The 17,431-nt window shown below is 70.5% G+C and carries 14 protein-coding genes and 2 tRNA genes; 7 read left to right on the top strand and 9 right to left on the bottom strand.

Translation table 11 applies throughout. The features are described from left to right. Nucleotides 1-141: 141 nt before the first annotated feature. A complete protein-coding gene (gene tig / locus ABS735_RS04690) occupies nt 142-1,551 on the bottom strand; it encodes a trigger factor (RefSeq protein ID WP_373900122.1) in 1,410 nt (469 codons plus the stop codon). Nucleotides 1,552-1,768: 217 nt separating this feature from the next. Then, nucleotides 1,769-1,845: transfer RNA gene (locus ABS735_RS04685), tRNA-Pro, on the bottom strand. Nucleotides 1,846-2,008: 163 nt separating this feature from the next. Between ABS735_RS04685 and ABS735_RS04680 the strand changes: the two genes are divergently transcribed. Next, nucleotides 2,009-2,079: transfer RNA gene (locus ABS735_RS04680), tRNA-Gly, on the top strand. 62 nt (nt 2,080-2,141) lie between these two features. On the opposite strand, the gene ABS735_RS04675 is transcribed toward ABS735_RS04680, so the two are convergent. Next, entirely contained in the window at nt 2,142-2,336 is a 195-nt protein-coding gene (locus ABS735_RS04675) for a hypothetical protein (RefSeq protein ID WP_007449834.1), read from the bottom strand. Between the two features lie 724 nt (nt 2,337-3,060). Between ABS735_RS04675 and ABS735_RS04670 the strand changes: the two genes are divergently transcribed. Then, nucleotides 3,061-4,263, top strand: coding sequence for an acyltransferase family protein (locus tag ABS735_RS04670; RefSeq protein ID WP_373900121.1), 1,203 nt, complete (start codon nt 3,061-3,063; stop codon nt 4,261-4,263). A gap of 10 nt (nt 4,264-4,273) precedes the next feature. On the opposite strand, the gene ABS735_RS04665 is transcribed toward ABS735_RS04670, so the two are convergent. Continuing rightward, complete coding sequence (locus ABS735_RS04665; protein WP_373900120.1) at nt 4,274-4,750, bottom strand: HD domain-containing protein; 477 nt, start codon at nt 4,748-4,750, stop codon at nt 4,274-4,276. 31 nt (nt 4,751-4,781) lie between these two features. Continuing rightward, the gene (locus tag ABS735_RS04660) at nt 4,782-5,969 is read right to left on the bottom strand and encodes a PP2C family protein-serine/threonine phosphatase (protein ID WP_373900119.1); all 1,188 of its coding nucleotides are present in this window, start codon (nt 5,967-5,969) and stop codon (nt 4,782-4,784) included. Nucleotides 5,970-6,131: 162 nt separating this feature from the next. On the opposite strand from ABS735_RS04660, the gene ABS735_RS04655 reads away from it, so the two are divergent. Continuing rightward, the gene (locus ABS735_RS04655) at nt 6,132-7,421 is read left to right on the top strand and encodes a GNAT family N-acetyltransferase (protein ID WP_373900118.1); all 1,290 of its coding nucleotides are present in this window, start codon (nt 6,132-6,134) and stop codon (nt 7,419-7,421) included. 10 nt (nt 7,422-7,431) lie between these two features. On the opposite strand, the gene ABS735_RS04650 is transcribed toward ABS735_RS04655, so the two are convergent. Beyond that, nucleotides 7,432-8,310, bottom strand: a complete 879-nt coding sequence (locus ABS735_RS04650) for an Fpg/Nei family DNA glycosylase (protein WP_373900117.1) — start codon at nt 8,308-8,310, stop codon at nt 7,432-7,434. Between the two features lie 130 nt (nt 8,311-8,440). After that, entirely contained in the window at nt 8,441-8,926 is a 486-nt protein-coding gene (locus ABS735_RS04645) for a ribose-5-phosphate isomerase (protein WP_373900116.1), read from the bottom strand. Between the two features lie 207 nt (nt 8,927-9,133). On the opposite strand from ABS735_RS04645, the gene ABS735_RS04640 reads away from it, so the two are divergent. Next, nucleotides 9,134-10,582, top strand: a complete 1,449-nt coding sequence (locus ABS735_RS04640) for an amino acid permease (RefSeq protein WP_373900115.1) — start codon at nt 9,134-9,136, stop codon at nt 10,580-10,582. A gap of 78 nt (nt 10,583-10,660) precedes the next feature. On the opposite strand, the gene ABS735_RS04635 is transcribed toward ABS735_RS04640, so the two are convergent. Further along, nucleotides 10,661-11,242, bottom strand: coding sequence for a biotin transporter BioY (locus ABS735_RS04635; RefSeq protein ID WP_373900114.1), 582 nt, complete (start codon nt 11,240-11,242; stop codon nt 10,661-10,663). 339 nt (nt 11,243-11,581) lie between these two features. On the opposite strand from ABS735_RS04635, the gene ABS735_RS04630 reads away from it, so the two are divergent. Both ABS735_RS04630 and ABS735_RS04625 read left to right on the top strand, forming a co-directional pair. Beyond that, the gene (locus tag ABS735_RS04630) at nt 11,582-12,964 is read left to right on the top strand and encodes an amino acid permease (RefSeq protein WP_373900113.1); all 1,383 of its coding nucleotides are present in this window, start codon (nt 11,582-11,584) and stop codon (nt 12,962-12,964) included. Between the two features lie 151 nt (nt 12,965-13,115). After that, nucleotides 13,116-13,757 (top strand): superoxide dismutase, encoded by a 642-nt coding sequence (locus ABS735_RS04625; RefSeq protein ID WP_373900112.1) that lies wholly within the window; start codon nt 13,116-13,118, stop codon nt 13,755-13,757. A 134-nt stretch (nt 13,758-13,891) separates the two neighbouring features. Here the strand turns inward: ABS735_RS04625 and ABS735_RS04620 are convergent, their stop codons facing one another. Beyond that, nucleotides 13,892-14,530 carry a mycothiol-dependent nitroreductase Rv2466c family protein gene (locus tag ABS735_RS04620; RefSeq protein ID WP_373900111.1) on the bottom strand — a complete coding sequence of 213 codons (639 nt, stop codon included), beginning with the start codon at nt 14,528-14,530 and terminating at the stop codon, nt 13,892-13,894. A 161-nt stretch (nt 14,531-14,691) separates the two neighbouring features. Here ABS735_RS04620 and pepN point away from each other — a divergent pair, with 161 nt between their 5' ends. Continuing rightward, nucleotides 14,692-17,274, top strand: a complete 2,583-nt coding sequence (pepN, locus tag ABS735_RS04615; RefSeq protein ID WP_373900110.1) for an aminopeptidase N — start codon at nt 14,692-14,694, stop codon at nt 17,272-17,274. Nucleotides 17,275-17,431 lie beyond the last annotated feature (157 nt).

Raw genomic sequence — 17,431 nt, 5'->3', positions numbered from 1 at the left:
TGGTTGCTCGCGCCCACGCGGCGGAGCCGCACATCGACACAGCCCCGAGCCCCTGGCGGGGGCACCCGGCCGTATGACGAAAGGGCCCCGGCGCTGATGTCCGGGGCCCGTTCTGCGTCCGTCTGGGGAGACGCGAGGGGATCAGCCCTCGGTCTTCTCCTCGGCCTTGTCGTCGGCCTTCTCGGCGTCGGACTCGGCGGACTCGGCGGCGGCCTCGGCGGCCTCCGTCTCCTCGTCCTCCTCGTCGTCCAGGTCGACGACCTCGCCGTTGGTGTCCTTGACCGTGGCCTTCTCGACCACGGCGGCCAGGGCCTTGCCGCGGGCGACCTCGCCGACGAGGAGCGGGACCTGGCCCTGCTCGACGACGGCCTGGGCGAACTGGTCGGGGGACATGCCGGAGGAGGCGGCGCGGCGCATGAGGTGCTCGGTCAGCTCTTCCTGGCTGACGTTGAGCTTCTCCTGCTTGACCAGCTCGTCGAGGACGAACTGGGTCTTGATGCCCTTGACCGCGGCCTCGCGGGTCTCGGTCTCGAACTCCTCGGCGGTCTTGCCCTGGAGCTCGAGGTACTTCTCGAGGTCGAGGCCCATCTGGCCGAGCTGGTGGTGCTCGAGGTTGTGCTTACGGGTGTTGATCTCGTCCTCGAGGAGCTTCTCGGGGACCGGGACCTCGACCAGCTCGAGCAGCTTGTCCAGGACGCGCTCCTGGGCCTGCGTGGCCTGGTCGTACTGCTTCATGTTGGCCAGGCGCTTGCGGCTGTCGGCCTGCAGCTCCTCCAGCGTGTCGAACTCCGACGCGAGCTGCGCGAAGTCGTCGTCCAGCTCGGGCAGCTCACGCGCGGCGACCTGGGTGACCTTGACGGTGACCTCGGCCTCCTTGCCGGCCGCCGAGCCGCCCTTGAGCTCGGAGGTGAAGGTGGCCTCGCCACCGGCCTCCAGGCCCTTCACGGCGTCGTCGATGCCGTCCAGCAGCTCGCCGGAGCCGATGGTGTAGGACACACCGTCGGCCACGCCGTCCTCGAGGACCTCGCCGTCGACCTTGGCCTGCAGGTCGATGGTGATCACGTCGCCCTCGGCGGCGGCGCGCTCGACCGGGGAGGTCGAGGCGAAGCGCTCGCGCAGCTGCTCCACCGACTTCTCGACGTCCTCGTCGCTGACCTCGACGGCGTCGACCTCGACCTCGATGCCGGAGTAGTCCGGGATCTCGATGGAGGGGCGGATGTCGACCTCGGCGGTGAAGTTCAGCGTCTCGCCGTCCTTCAGCTCCGTGATGTCGACCTCGGGCTGGCCGAGCGGGTTCAGCTCGGCCTCGTTGACCGCGTCGGTGTAGAACTTGGGAAGCGCGTCGTTGACCGCCTCCTCCAGAACCGCACCGCGGCCGAACCGCTGGTCGATGACCCGGGCCGGGATCTTGCCCTTGCGGAAGCCCTTCACCGTGACCTGCTGGTTGATCTTCTTGTACGCCGCGTCGAGGCTGTCCTTGAGCTCCTCGAAGGGCACCTCGACAGTGAGCCGAACCCGGGTCGGGTTCAGGGTCTCCACGGCGCTCTTCACGGTTCGGTCTCCTTGGTGGCTGACTTCTTGGGTTCTGCCGGATCCAGAGAGGATGCCCGGCAAATTTCGCCGCCCGGAGACTTCATACGCTGAGACACACGGGCGTGCAGCTTGCATAGTAACGGCAGCGACTACACGGCCCAAAAGGCGATCACTCGTACTCGTCGAGGAGGCCGGGACGATCGGCCGTTGGATCGACGGATGGATCGACGGATGCTGGTCGGGGTGGCGGGATTTGAACCCACGGCCTTCCGCTCCCAAAGCGGACGCGCTACCAAGCTGCGCCACACCCCGTCTGGTGCGAGACGTAGGGTACATGCCGCCAGGCACCGGGGACCGCAGAGTTTCCCGAGCGTCCGTGAAGGTCCGGCACGGACCGGAAGGGGTGTGCGGTGAGGGGCGGCGACCCGCTACGATGCCTGCAGTGCCGCGGTCACCGACCTGCGGCGCGTGCTGTGCGGGCGTAGCTCAATGGTAGAGCCCCAGTCTTCCAAACTGGCTACGCGGGTTCGATTCCCGTCGCCCGCTCCGAGAGGCCTCCGGCCCGGTCCCCCAGGGATCGGGCCGGAGGCCTTTGTGAGGTCCGGGGTCTAGAACTGGATCGAGTTGACCATGTCGGCTATCGAGTCCAGGAAGCGCTGGATGTCGTCGGCCATGCCGGTCGAGGCAAGGAAGAAGCCGAAGAGGACCGCGACGATCGCCGGCCCCGCCTTGATGGAGCCTCCCCGCAGCAGCACCACCAGGATGATCGCCAACAGCAGCACCACTGACAGCGAAATGGCCACAACTGATCACACCCTCGGTCGGTCCGCTCTCCCGGCCCGGAGGTGCGGCACCGCACACCCCCGCCAGAACCATCGTGCCACCAACCGGGCCCCGTCATGCGGCAGGTGACACATCGTCCGGCCGGTTCCGCCACCGCCACACTCCCCGCGCACGCGGGCGCACCCGACCTCCACCCCTCGTACGCAATTTCGACAGGTCGTCCGTACGGGGAATTACAGTCGCTTCGTTTCAATGCCCACACAACGCGTTCGCAGATATTTCGAATTGTCGCGGCGGACACATCGGCAGCGACTTCGGCGAGTACGTCGGCGAGTACGTCGGCGAGTGTGTCGACAGGGTCATCACAGGGAGATCACAGGGTCACCCGCCGACCCCGTAAGCGCATTGAAACGGACATTCCAGTGGAGTCGCCCGCCGGTCTTATGCGCTCTTTAGTCGTGATGTGTCATGACAAGTGGGGTGCTCCGGGCGGTGCTTCGATGTGCGGCGGCACCAGGGGACGTGGGGGCCGTCACGCGCCCGGAGAGGCCGAGTTCCCTAAATGCGGGGGTACTCGCACGGTACTCACACCGTACTCAGGACCCGAAATGCAGGAATGACGTCGAGGGTTTTACGGAATCACACGGAGAACGCTAGGGTGCCTCAGATGTTCTACGCTGCCTCGTCCCCCACCAGAGCAGCGAGGTCCTGTGACTACTCGCCGAGTTTTCGGCGGGGGGTGGCATGACTAGCTCGCTGCGACCTCACGGCGACCGGAATTCGCCGTCTTCATCGGACCAGCAGACACAGCAGGCCCGGCAGACCCCGCGGGCCCAGCCGAGCCGGCAGCGCGACGCGTTCTTCGACAACGCCAAGTACCTGGCGATCGTGCTGGTCGGTGTGGGCCACGCCTGGGGACAGATCCTGGACGGGAACCGGACCGTGGAGACCCTCTACCGGGTCCTGTACACGTTCCACATGCCGGCGTTCATCGTCATCTCCGGCTACTTCTCGCGCAGTTTCGACCTGAGCCCCAAGCGCGTCAAACGGCTGATCACCGGTGTCGCCGTCCCCTACCTGGTCTTCGAGGTCGCCTACACCCTGCACCGCCGCGTCAGCGAGGACCCGCAGAGCGACTTCAGCCTGCTGGACCCCACCTACCTTCTGTGGTTCCTGTGCGCGCTGTTCGTCTGGCGGCTGACCACCCCCATCTGGCAGACGGTCCGTTGGCCGCTCCCGATCGCCCTGGGCATCGCCGCGCTGGCCTCCGTGACGCCCACCGTCGACAACGACCTGAACATGCAGCGCGTACTGCAGTTCCTGCCGTGCTTCGTGCTGGGTCTGGTGCTGCGCCCCGAGCACTTCCAGCTGGTGCGGCGCCGCTCGGTGCGGATCTGGTCCGTGCCGGTGGTCGCGGCGGCGCTGGTGATCGGCTGGTGGTCGGTGCCGCGCATGGAGACCGGCTGGTTCTACCGCAACGCCGCCGTGCAGGACACGGGCGGCTCCTGGTGGTCCGGGCCGGTCCTGACGCTCGCGCTCTTCGGCTGCTCCGTGGTGCTGACCGCGTGCTTCTTCGCCTGGGTGCCCGGCCGGCGCATGTGGTTCACGGCACTGGGCGCCGGCACGATCTACGGCTACCTGCTGCACGGCTTCCTGGTGAAGGAGGGCAGCTACACCGGCTGGTTCCAGCAGTCCGTCCTGGACCAGCCGCTCGGCGAGATCGGTCTCACCGTCCTCGGCGCCACCGTCATCACCCTGCTGTGCACCAAGCCCGTCCAGCGGGTCATGCGGTACGTGGTCGAGCCGAGGATGGACTGGGCCTTCGAGCGGGATCCCGGCGACGCCGCCCGGGGCCGTGAGAAGCGGGACAAGGCCGGGAGCGGGGCACACGAGACGTCCACCGCGCCGGCCGCACCGAACGGCAGCGGCGAGAAGGTCTCCGTCTAGGGCCGGTCGTTCACCCCTGGTCCACGTGACCGAGGAGTGCGCGCATCCGCGTGTACTTCTCGGTCAGTCGTGTGCGGGTGGCCTCGTCGAGGACGGCGAGCCGCGCGGGGTCGGCGTTGTGCGCCAGGTCCGCCTCCTTGACCAGCGGCGCGCCCGGGGTGGCGAGGATCCGCGCGGCGTACGCCTCGGGCGGCTCCCCCGCCCGCTTGGTGAGGGCCAGGACGATGTCCTTGGTACGGCGGCTCAGCGGTGCCTCGTCCAGCCATCGCTCGGTCAGCGCGTCGTCCTCGACGGCGTCGTGCAGCCAGGCGGCCGCGATCTGCTCGTCGTCGCCGCCGCGTTGCCGTACGCCCTCGGCGACGGCCCGCAGGTGTTCGGCGTACGGCCGGCCCGCCTTGTCGGTCTGTCCGGCGTGGGCGGCGCGGGCGGTGGCCTCGACCTCGGCCAGGGAGAGGAGCGGGGCGGGTGAACCGGAGTCCTGGGGCATCGGTCCAGTATGTCGGTGTGTGCGCGGGTCCTCAGTCGGCGGGCGCCGCGGACTGGGCCGTCGGCCCCTCCCGGCAGATCAGCAGCAGCGCCCGGTCGTCGTTGACGTCCTTGGCCACCGCCTCGATCAGGTGCCAGGCCGCGCCGTGGAAGCCGCCCGCGACATAGCGGTCGGCCTCGCCGGTGAGGCGGTCGATGCCCTCGGCGATGTCCCGGTCGGAGGTCTCCACCAGGCCGTCCGTGAACAGCATCAGCACGTCTCCGGGCCGCAGTGTGCCCTTCACCTGGTCGAACTGCGCACCGTCGTACACGCCGAGCAGCGGTCCCTCGGCCGACTTCTCCTCCCAGCGGCCGGTGCCCGCGCTGAGCTGGAGGCCCGGCGGATGTCCGGCGGAGTACAGCTCGTAGTCGCCGGAGTCGAGGTCGAGGACGAGGTGGATGGAGGTGGCGAAGCCCTCGTCCCAGTCCTGGCGGAGGAGGTAGCCGTTGGCGGCCGGCAGGAAGGCGTGCGGGGGCAGGCTGCCCAGCAGACCGCCGAAGGCGCCCGACAGCAGCAGGGCGCGCGAGGCCGCGTCCATGCCCTTGCCGGAGACGTCGGTGAGGACGACCTCCAGTGTCCGGCCGCCGTTCGTGCGGGCCGCGACGACGAAGTCGCCGGAGAAGGACTGGCCGCCGGCCGGGCGCAGCGCCATCTCCCGGTGCCAGCCCTTGGGCAGCTGCGGCAGCTTGCTCTGGACGCGGATGCGTTCACGCAGGTCGAAGAGCATGGTGCCGCCGCGCCGCCAGGGCACGCCGACCCGGCTGCGGAACTGGGCGACGAGGAGCCCGAAGAAGCCGCAGGCCGCGACCACCAGGACCGCGCCCGGGGTGACGCGGGAGGGTCCCTCGGTGTACGGGCCAAGCTGCACCGACTCCACGATCAGTGCGGTGGCCGCCGCCGCGTACAGGCCGAGCAGGCTCGCCGGGCGCAGCAGGAGGCCGCCCGCGACGATCGGGATGACCAGCGCGGAGGGCGAGCACCACACGGAGTTGGCCATCGTGGTGGCCGCGATGACGGGGATCGTGAGCAGCAGTCCGGCGAGCGCGATCCAGTCCGAGCCGTCGCCGCGGAAGTAGTCGACGGCGGCTCGGCGCACGCCGACGCGGGCCCGGTGCCACTGCTTCTTCCACCGGGCCGTGAACGTCTCGGCCTCCGCGCGCCGCTGTCGTCCTGCTGCCATTAGTTCGGGACCCTATCCATCGGACCGGCCGCTTGGCACGGGAGGTCCCACTTGTCCCCCGTCCGGGGCCGGACTTCACAGTGAACTTCACGAACGGCTTCCGCGCCGCAACCCCGCGGAAATTGCCTCGCCCGTCTCGTGCGGTCCTGATACGCATGCTGCATGGGACGGTCGACGGGTGATGACGGCGGTGACGGTGTGACGACGACGGTGGCCGCGGAGCCACGGGCGCTGCGGCGCGAGGAGTGGGACACGTGGTACGGGACGCTGATCCGTGCCTTCGGCGGGATCGCGGGGCCGGCCGAGGAGCTGGAGCTGTTCCGGGAGCTGACGCAGGTCGACCGGTCGATCGGCGTGTGGGAGGGCGACGGGCCGGGCGAGGAGTGCGTCGGGACGGCGGGGGCGTTCGCCTTCCGGATGACCGTGCCGGGCGGCGCGCAGGTGCCCACCGCGGGCGTGACGATGGTGAGCGTCGCCGCCACGCACCGGCGCCGGGGTGTGCTGACGTCGATGATGCGGCGGCAGCTGGACGACGTACGGTCCTGGGGCGAGCCGCTGGCCGTGCTGACGGCCTCCGAGCCGGCGATCTACGGCCGGTTCGGCTACGGCGCCGCGACCTTCGAGCTCGGCGCTGAGATCGACACGAGCCGGGTCCGGCTGTCGGTGCCGCCCGGCACGGATGACGTACGGCTGCGGTACGCGGCGCCCGCCGACGTGGTCGACGCGTGCGAGGCGGTGTACGCGCGGCTGGTGCCGGCGCGGCCCGGGATGCTGGCCCGGCGGCCCGGCTGGGAGCGGCTGGGAGTGCTGGACCCGGAGAGCGGGCGGGACGGTGCCTCGCCCCTGCAGTGCGTGCTCGCCCGGCGGGGCGGCGAGGTCACCGGGTTCGCGCGGTTCCGGGTGCGGCCGGGCTGGGGGCCGGAGGGGCCCAGGGGCACGGTGGTCCTGGACGCCCTGGCCGGCCTGGACCCGGCGACCGAGGCGGCGTTGTGGCGCTTCCTGTACGACATCGACCTGACCTCCACGCTGACGGTGCGGGGGCGGCCGGTCGACGAGGCGTGGCAGCACCAGGTGTCGGACGTCCGGCGGTGCCGGCCGGCGCTGCGGGACGCGCTGTACGTACGGCTGGTGGACGTGGGGGCGGCGCTCGCGGCGCGGACCTACCAGGCGCCGGTGGACGTGGTGTTCGAGGTCGAGGACGCCTTCTGCCCCTGGAACGCGGGGCGTTGGCGGCTGAGCGGCGACGCGAAGGGGGCGTCGTGCGAGCGTACGACGGACGCGGCTGATCTCGTCCTGTCCGTACGGGAGTTGGGGGCGGCGTACCTCGGGGGTGTGCGTCTCGGATCGCTCGGTGCGGCCGGGCGGGTGCGGGAGGCGCGGGCCGGGGCGCTGGCGGAGGCGTCGGTGGGGTTCGGGTCGGACGTGGCGCCGTGGTTGCCGCACGGGTTCTGAGCGCGGGCTCCTACCGTTTCTGGCAGGTGGGGCACCAGAAGAGGTTGCGGGCGGCGAGGTCGGCGGTGCGGACCGGGCTGCCGCAGAGGTGGCAGGGCTGGTTCGCCCGGCGGTAGACGTAGACCTCGCCGCCGTGGTCGTCGACGCGGGGCGGGCGGCCCATGGCCTCGGGGGTGTGCTCGGGGCGGACGGTGTCGATGCGGTTGTTCCGTACGCCCTCGCGCATGAGGCCGGTGAGGTCCTGCCAGATCGCGTCCCACTCGGCGGGGGTGATGTCCTTGCCGGGGCGGTACGGGTCGATGCCGTGGCGGAAGAGGACTTCGGCGCGGTAGACGTTGCCGACGCCGGCGATGATCTTCTGGTCCATGAGCAGGGCGGCGATGGTGGTGCGGCTGCGGGAGATCCGGCGGCGGGCGGCCGCGGGGTCGGCGTCCGGGCGCAGGGGATCGGGGCCGAGGCGGTCGTGTATCGCCTGCTTCTCCGGGTCCGTGATCAGGGCGCAGGTGGTGGGGCCGCGGAGGTCGACGTAGGCCGTGTCGTTCACCAGGCGGAGGCGGACGGTGTCCGTGGGCGGGGGCGCGGGGGCCGGGCCGGAGGTGACCTTGCCGAAGAGGCCGAGGTGGATGTGGACCCAGGCGGGGACCTCGGCGGGGACCTCGGCGGGGTTGTCGGCCGGGTCCTCGGCTGCGTTCTCCGCTGCGTTCCCGGCTGCGCCGAAGCCGAGGAAGAGGTGCTTGCCGTGGGCGTCGGCGGTTCTCAGGACGGTGCCGTCGAGGAGGGCGGCGGAGTCGGCGAACTTGCCCTGGGGGCTGGTGACGCGGACTGCCGTCCGGGCGAAGGCGGCGGTGCAGTCCTGGGCCAGCCTGTGGATCGTGTGCCCCTCTGGCACGTGAGGTGTCCTTTCGCGGTCTTCTGCCCGCATGCCCGGCCGACTCGGTCGGTCGAGCGGCTCGGCCCGTCCCACGAGGGCTCCGCCTCCGATGCTCGCGCGCCGGAGGCGGCAGTGCGTACCGGGGTTTCTACTGCTGCGGGTGGTGGGCCGGGACCGGGGGGAGGTCGCCCGTGGTCTCGTAGGACGTGAGCATGTCGATGCGGCGGATGTGACGCTCGTCGCCGGAGAACGGGGTGGCGAGGAAGGTCTCGACGAACTTCGTCGCCTCGTCCTGCGTGTGCATGCGGGCGCCGACCGCGACGACGTTGGCGTCGTTGTGCTGGCGGCCCAGCGACGCCGTCTCCTCGCTCCAGGCCAGCGCCGCGCGCACGCCCTTCACCTTGTTCGCCGCGATCTGCTCGCCGTTGCCGGAGCCGCCGATCACGATGCCGAGGGCGCCCTGGTCCGCGGCCGTGCGCTCGGCGGCGCGCAGGCAGAAGGGCGGGTAGTCGTCCTGGGCGTCGTAGATGTGCGGGCCGCAGTCGACGGGCTCGTGTCCCGCCGCCTTGAGCCACTCGACGAGGTGGTTCTTGAGTTCGAAGCCCGCATGGTCCGAGCCGAGATACACGCGCATGCGTCGAGTGTGCCACGGGGGCCGGAAGGCGGACGCTGCGGGTCGCAGCTGGGGAAAGAACCCGTAAAACTTGGGAACCTCAGGGAAAGCTCAAGTAACGATCCGGATTCAAAGGTTCCTGAATTCGTTCGCCTCCGTTTCACTGGTCCGGCTCGTACACCGCTCGTACGGGAAAGTGCTCGACCGGCGCAAAGGAAACCCTCCCCCATGACTTCGCAGCCGACCATGACCAAGCCCGAGGAGGGGCCCGCGGGCCCCTCACAGCCCGGAGGCGGGCTTCAGGCCGGGCTCAAGAACCGCCACCTCTCGATGATCGCCATCGGCGGCGTCATCGGGGCCGGGCTGTTCGTGGGCTCCAGTTCCGGGATCGCCACCGCGGGACCCGGCATCCTTCTCTCGTACGCCCTCGTCGGCACGCTCGTGGTGCTGGTGATGCGGATGCTCGGGGAGATGTCGGCCGCCAACCCGACCTCGGGTTCCTTCTCCGCCCACGCCGACCGGGCGCTCGGCCCCTGGGCCGGGTTCTCCATCGGCTGGCTCTACTGGTTCTTCTGGGTCGTGGTGCTGGCCGTGGAGGCGACCGCCGGGGCCAAGATCCTGGAGGGGTGGATACCCGCCGTGCCGCAGTGGGGGTGGGCGCTGATCGTGATGGTCGTGCTGACGGCCACCAACCTCGCATCGGTCGGCTCATACGGCGAGTTCGAGTTCTGGTTCGCCGGGATCAAGGTCGTCGCCATCGCCGCGTTCATCGTCGTCGGCGGACTGGCCGTCTTCGGTGTGCTGCCCGGCGTGGACAGCGACCAGGCGGGGCTCGGCAATCTGACCGAGCACGGCGGATTCCTGCCGAACGGCGCCGGGGCCATCCTCACCGGCGTACTGCTCGTCGTGTTCTCCTTCATGGGCAGTGAGATCCCCACGCTGGCCGCCGGTGAGTCCGAGGACCCGCAGCGGGCCGTCACCAAGGCGACCAACAGCATCATCTGGCGCATCGCCGTCTTCTACCTCGGGTCCATCTTCGTCGTGGTCACGCTGCTGCCCTGGGACTCGCAGTCGATCGTCGACCAGGGCTCGTACGTCGCCGCGCTGGACTCGCTCGGGATCCCGAACGCCGGCGGGATCATGAACTTCATCGTGCTGACGTCCGTGCTGTCCTGTCTGAACTCCGGGCTCTACACCGCCTCCCGCATGGCGTTCTCGCTCGGGCAGCGCGGGGACGCGCCGAAGGCGTTCGCCCGGACCACCCGGCGCGGGGTGCCGCAGACGGCGATCCTGTCGTCCGTCGTCTTCGGCTTCGTCGCGGTCTTCTTCAACTACAAGTTCCCCGACACGGTCTTCCTCTTCCTGCTCAACTCCTCGGGCGCGGTGGCCCTCTTCGTCTGGCTGGCCATCTGCTTCTCGCAGCTGCGCCTGCGGAAGATCATCCAGGCCGAGGCGCCGGAGAAGCTGGTCGTGCGGATGTGGCTGTACCCGTACCTGACCTGGGCGGCCGCCGCGGTCATCGTCTTCGTGCTCGGCTACATGCTGACCGACACCGAGCACGACGGGCGCAGCACCGTCCTGCTGTCGCTGCTCGTCGCCGCGCTGGTTCTCGTCGTCGCCTTCGTCAAGCAGCGGATCACCGCGCGGAAGGCCGTCGCCGTCGCCGAGAAGGGCTGACCGCCGCCGGGGAAACGGAAGAGGCTCGCCGGGCGCCGCAGCGCTCCGGCGAGCCTCTTCGCGTGGGCCCGCGGCCTGTTACCGCTTGTCGGCGAGCTTCCACGCGGCGGGCAGGACACCCATCGCCAGTACGGCCTTCAGCGCGTCGCCGACCAGGAACGGGGTGAGGCCGGCCGCGATCGCGGCGGTGAGGGACATGTCGGCGGCGAGGGCCAGGTACGGCACGCCGACGGCGTAGATGACCGCCTCGCCGAGCAGCATCGTGCCGGCCGTGCGCAGCACCGAACGGTCGGCGCCGCGGCGGGCCAGGGCGCCCACGACCGTGGCGGCGATCAGCATGCCGAAGACGTAGCCGAGGGACGGGGCCGCGGTGCCGGAGCCGCCCTCCGCGAACCACGGCACGCCCGCCATGCCGACCAGGGCGTACAGCGCGAGCGAGAGGAGGCCGCGGCGGGCGCCGAGCGAGGTGCCGACGAGCAGCGCCGCGAAGGTCTGGCCGGTCACCGGGACCGGGGAGCCGGGCACGGGCACGGCGATCTGGGCCGCGATGCCGGTGAGCGCGGCGCCGCCCGCCACGAGCGCGACGTCCCGTACTCGGGAGGAGGGGATGAGGTCGGCGAGGACCTGCCCGGATCGGGCGGGGACGGCAGCGGTGCTCATGGGGACTCCGCGGTGGTGTGGACATGTCGGGACACCGCGACGCTATCCCAGTCCCCTGGAGCCGATCACCAGCAGCGCTCGACAAAGGCCCGCTCGTCGGCTTGGTGGGCTCCCGACAAAGGGCGTGGGATACACGTGAATACGGGTGACACCGGTCACCGCGGCGATGAGGCGGGCGTCACCGGCGAGCGAACGCCGTACCCATGCGATCACTGTGCGTGTCCGGCCCGTCCGTATCGTGGGCGGCCGCTGTCGCCGGGCGGCGTGAGACCGGAGACTGTGGGCGCTTTTGCCCTGCCCCAGCCCCACTCGCCCCCCACGCATTGGACGAGCCGCTCGATGTCCAACAGCACCACCAAGGCGCCCCAGCAGCCGACGGACGCCTCCCTCTCCCACGGTCTCAAGCAGCGCCACCTGTCGATGATCGCCCTCGGCGGCGTGATCGGCGCCGGACTGTTCGTCGGCTCCGGGGCCGGCATCGCCGCCGCCGGGCCCTCGATCGTCGTGGCCTACACCTGCTCCGGTCTCCTCGTGATGCTGGTGATGCGGATGCTCGGCGAGATGTCCGCCGCGTATCCCTCCTCGGGCTCCTTCTCCGCGCACGCCGAGCGGGCGATCGGCCCGTGGGCCGGTTTCACCGCGGGCTGGGCGTTCTGGGTGCTGCTGTGCACGGCCGTCGGCCTGGAGGGCATCGGCGCGGCGCAGATCGTGCACGGCTGGCTGCCCGGTACGCCCGAGTGGGCGTGGGTGGCGCTGTTCATGGTGGTGTTCTGCGGGACGAACCTGGCCGCCGTGAAGAACTTCGGCGAGTTCGAGTTCTGGTTCGCCGCCCTCAAGGTCGGCGCGATCTCGCTGTTCCTGGTGCTGGGCGTGCTGGCGATCTGCGGAGTCCTGCCGGGCACCGACTCGCCCGGCACCTCCCACCTGGGCGACTTCCTGCCGAACGGCGGCAACGGCCTGATCATCGGACTGCTCGCCTCGGTGTTCGCCTACGGCGGCCTGGAGACGGTGACCATCGCGGCCGCCGAGTCGGAGAACCCGGTCAAGGGTGTGGCGAGCGCCGTACGGACGGCGATGTGGCGCATCGCGCTGTTCTACATCGGGTCGATGGCGGTCATCGTGACCCTGGTCCCGTGGGACTCCCCCGAGGTCGTCGAGAAGGGCCCGTACGTCGCCGCCCTCGACGAGCTGGGCATCCCGGGCGCGGGTCAGCTCATGAACATCGTGGTCCTGGTCGCGCTGCTGAGCGCGATGAACGCCAACATCTACGGGGCCTCACGCATCGGCTACTCGCTGGTCGAGCGCGGCCAGGGGCCGAAGGTGCTGGGCCGGGTGTCGGGCGGGGTGCCGCGGATCGCGGTGCTGGTCTCCTCCCTCTTCGGCTTCGGCTGCGTACTGCTCAGCTACTGGCGGCCGGACGACGTCTTCTCCTGGCTGCTGAACATGATCGGCGCGGTCATCCTGGTCGTCTGGATCTTCATCGCCGCCTCGCAGCTGCGGCTGCGCCGCCGTCTGGAGCGGGAGGCGCCCGAGAAGCTGGTCGTGCGCATGTGGGGCTTCCCGTGGCTGACCTGGGTGGCGCTGGCGGGCATGGCGGCGGTGTTCGTCCTGATGGCCCGCGAGCCGGACACGCGGGTGCAGCTGTACTCGACGGGCGGGATGACGCTGGTCCTGGCGGCCGTCGGTTACGCCCGGCAGCGGCGGCAGGCCCGCCTCGGCTAGCCGGGACGCCCGATTCTCCCGAGGGCCTCCGCACGGTTGCGTGCGGAGGCCCTTTCGTGTGTCGCGGCGCGCCCCTCCGCGCCTTCCCGGTCTCTTGCTGTTAGCGTGCACTTGCAAGCCTTTTGCAATAAGAGGTCGGAGGGGATCCGCCATGTCCGTCTACACGCTTCCTGAACTGCCGTACGACTACTCCGCGCTGGCTCCCGTGATCAGCCCCGAGATCATCGAGCTGCACCACGACAAGCACCACGCGGCGTACGTCAAGGGCGCCAACGACACGCTGGAGCAGCTCGCCGAGGCGCGGGACAAGGAGACGTGGGGTTCGATCAACGGCCTGGAGAAGAACCTGGCGTTCCACCTCTCCGGCCACATCCTGCACTCGATCTACTGGCACAACATGACCGGTGACGGCGGCGGCGAGCCCCTGGACAAGGACGGCGTGGGCGAGCTGGCCGACGCGATCGCCGAGTCCTTCGGCTCCTTCGCCGGTTTCAGGGCGCAGCTCACCAAGGCCGCCGCGACCACCCAGGGCTCGGGCTGGGGCGTCCTGGCGTACGAGCCGCTGAGCGGCCGGCTGATCGTCGAGCAGGTCTACGACCACCAGGGCAACGTCGGTCAGGGCTCCACCCCGATCCTGGTCTTCGACGCCTGGGAGCACGCCTTCTACCTGCAGTACAAGAACCAGAAGGTCGACTTCATCGACGCCATGTGGGCCGTCGTCGACTGGCAGGACGTGGCCAGGCGCTACGAGGCCGCCAAGTCCCGCACCGACACGCTGCTGCTGGCGCCGTGAGAGTCGGCCCCCGATCGTCCTGCCTCGTGATCGTCTTCTCAGCCTTCACCGGGCAGGCGGAATGAGGGAAGCCCCCGCGAGGACGTGACTCGCGGGGGCTTCCTGTGCGTGCGGGCGGCGAAGGTGCCGGTCGCCTACAGGTTGCTGAAGTCCGGGCCTTTGGTGCGGGTCCGCTTGATCTCGTAGAAGCCCGGCACGGAGGCCACGGCGAGGGTGCCGTCCCAGAGCTTGGCGGCGTCCTCGCCCTTGGGGGCGGGGGTGACGACCGGGCCGAAGAAGGCGAGCTGTCCGCCGTCGGCGCCGGGCACGGCGATGACCGGGGTGCCGACCTCCTGGCCGACCTTGTCGATGCCCTCCTTGTGGGAGGCGCGCAGCTGGGGCTCGTAGGGGGTGTCGTCCCAGTGGTCCATGAGGGACTCGGGCAGGCCGACGTCCTTCAGGGCGGCGGCGATCGTCTCCCTGCCCGGGCCCTCGTCCTGGTTGTGGATGCGGGTGCCCAGCGCCGTGTAGAGGTCGCCGAGCACCTCGGCGCCGTGCTCCTGCTGGGCCGCGATGACGACGCGGACCGGTCCCCATGCCTTGACCTCGAGCATCTCGCGGTACTCCGCGGGCAGCTCGTCGAGCTTGTCCTCGTTGAGAACGGCGAGGCTCATCACGTGCCAGCGGACCTCGATGTCCCTGACCTTCTCCACCTCCAGGACCCAGCGGGAGGTCATCCAGGCCCAGGGGCACAGGGGATCGAACCAGAAGTCGACAGGCGTCTTCTCGGACATGTCTCTCCTCTTGAGGCGCGCGAGTAGGCGTTCGTCGGGGCAACCGCCCGGTCGGCCCGCCCATTCCCGGCTGCCGCGTGTCAGGGGCGCATGGCAGGATCGGTGCTGTCCGCATACTGAACACCACGCGTGTACCGAACACGATCCGAGGAGTGCCGCCCGTGCCCGGTGAGAATCTGTCCCGCGACGAGGCCCGGGAGCGGGCCGCACTGCTGTCCGTCGACGGGTACGAGGTGTCCCTCGACGTGCGCTCGGCCGTCGGTGACGCGCAGGACGGGGGTCCGCGCACGTTCCGGTCCGTCACCACGATCCGCTTCCGCTGCAACGAGCCCGGCGCGAGCAGCTTCGCCGACCTGATCGCGCCGAGCGTCACCGCCGTCTCGCTGAACGGCCGCGACCTCGACCCGAGCGAGGTCTTCGACGGCTCCCGGATCGTCCTGGAGGACCTGGCCGCCGACAACGAGCTGGTGGTCGACGCCCAGTGCGCGTACTCCCGCACCGGCGAGGGACTGCACCGCTTCGTCGACCCCGAGGACGGCGAGGTGTACCTGTACACCCAGTACGAGCCGGCCGACTCCCGCCGGGTGTTCGCGAACTTCGAGCAGCCGGACCTCAAGGCGCCCTTCCGCTTCGAGGTGCGCGCGCCCGAGGAGTGGACGGTGTGGAGCAACGGCGCGGGTGAGCGCGTCGACGGGGTCTGGCGGTTCGCGGAGACGAAGCCGATCTCGACGTACATCACCTGTGTCGTGGCGGGTCCGTACCACTACGTGACGGACTCCTACGAGCGCGTGTTCGAGGACGGCACCCGGCTGGAGATCCCGCTCGGCGCCCTGTGCCGCAAGGGCCTGGCGCCGCACTTCGACGCCGACGACGTCTTCCTGATCACCAAGCAGGGCTTCGACTTCTTCCACGACCACTTCGACTACCCGTACCCCTTCGGGAAGTACGACCAGGCGTTCGTGCCCGAGTACAACCTCGGCGCGATGGAGAACCCGGGGATGGTGACCTTCCGGGAGGAGTACATCTTCCGCGGGAAGGTGACGCGGGCGTCGTACGAGGGCCGCGCCAACACGATCCTGCACGAGATGGCGCACATGTGGTTCGGCGACCTGGTCACCATGGAGTGGTGGGACGACCTGTGGCTGAAGGAGTCCTTCGCCGACTTCATGGGCGCGTTCGCGAACGTCGGCGCGACCCGGTTCAAGGACGCCTGGATCACCTTCGCCAACCGCCGCAAGGCGTGGGCGTACCGCGCCGACCAGCTCCCCTCCACGCACCCGATCACGGCCGACATCCGTGACCTGGAGGACGCCAAGCTCAACTTCGACGGCATCACCTACGCCAAGGGCGCCTCCGCACTCAAGCAGCTGGTGGCGTACGTCGGGCAGGACGCGTTCCTGGAGGGCGCGCGGCGCTACTTCAAGCGGCACGCGTACGGCAACACGCGCCTCGGCGACCTGCTGTCGGTCCTCGAGGAGACCAGCGGACGGGACATGGCGGCCTGGGCCCGGTCCTGGCTCCAGACGGCCGGCGTCAACTCGCTGACCCCGCAGGTGCTGTTGAGCGCGGCGGGCACGGTCGACGAGCTGGCCGTGGTGCAGGAGGCCCCGGAATCGCACCCCGAACTGCGCCCGCACCGGGTGGCGGTGGGCCTGTACCGGCGTACGGCCGAGGGTGCCCTCGAGCGGTACGCGCGCGCCGAGGTGGACGTCGAGGGGCCGCGCACGGTGGTGGCGGAGCTGGCCGGTGCCGAGGCGCCCGAGCTGGTCCTGGTCAACGACGACGACCTCACGTACTGCAAGACGCGCTTCGACGACACCTCGCTGGCGACGCTGCGCGAGCACCTGGGCGCCGTGACCGATCCGCTGGCCCGTGCCCTGTGCTGGTCGGCGCTGTGGAACATGACGCGGGACGCGCTGCTGCCGGCCCGGGACTTCGCGGGGCTGGTGCTGCGGTTCGCGGGGCGCGAGTCGGACATCGGCGTCCTGCAGATGCTGCACGCCTGGACCGACTCGGCGCTGGTGCACTACGCCGCCCCGGACTGGCGGGAGACCGGCGGCCGGCTGCTCGGCGAGGGTGCGCTGCGCGAGCTGCGTCGGGCGGCGCCGGGCAGCGAGCAGCAGCTGGCGTGGGCGCGGTTCTTCGCGTCGGTGGCGTCCGAGGAGGCGGACCTGCTGTTGCTCCGGGGTCTGCTGGAGGGCTCCGAGAAGATCGACGGGCTCGATGTGGACCAGGAGCTGCGCTGGACCTTCCTCGCGCCGCTCGCGGCCCACGGCGCCGCCGACGAGGGCGTCCTGGCCGCCGAGCTGGCCCGCGACGACACGGCCTCCGGCAAGCGGCACCAGGTGCGCTGCCTGGCCTCGCGGCCGTCGGAGGCGGTGAAGGCGCAGGCCTGGGCGCAGGTGGTGGAGTCCGACGCCCTGTCGAACGCCCTGGTGGAGGCGACCATCGCCGGCTTCGCGCAGCCCTCGCAGCGGGACCTGCTCGCGCCGTACACCGAGAAGTACTTCGCGGCGATCGAGCGGGTGTGGGCCGAGCGGTCCATCCAGATCGGGATGGACGTGGTCCGGGGCCTGTTCCCGTCGCTGCGGGACTCCCAGGACACGCTGGACGCGACCGACGCGTGGCTGTCCGCGCACGAGGACGCGGCCCCGGCGCTGCGCCGGCTGGTGCTGGAGGCGCGGGACGACCTGGCGCGGGCGCTGCGGGCGCAGGCCTGTGACGCGGCGGCGGCCGCTCGGTGACTCCCGCCGGGAACACCCGATCTCTGGCCAACGATTAGGCGTTCCGTCATCGTTACACGATGCGTGCGCTGTCGGCCGTAACCCCTGGTCCCACCCGTTCGGACCAGGGGTTTCGGCATCCGAACACCCGTCCTTTAGAACGGGCTTGTCCCGGTTC

It is taken from the genome of Streptomyces sp. MMCC 100, from assembly GCF_041538145.2.
Lineage (GTDB): Bacteria > Actinomycetota > Actinomycetes > Streptomycetales > Streptomycetaceae > Streptomyces.
Note: the sequence above shows the minus strand (reverse complement) of the source record. Positions and strands in the feature narration are given on the sequence as shown.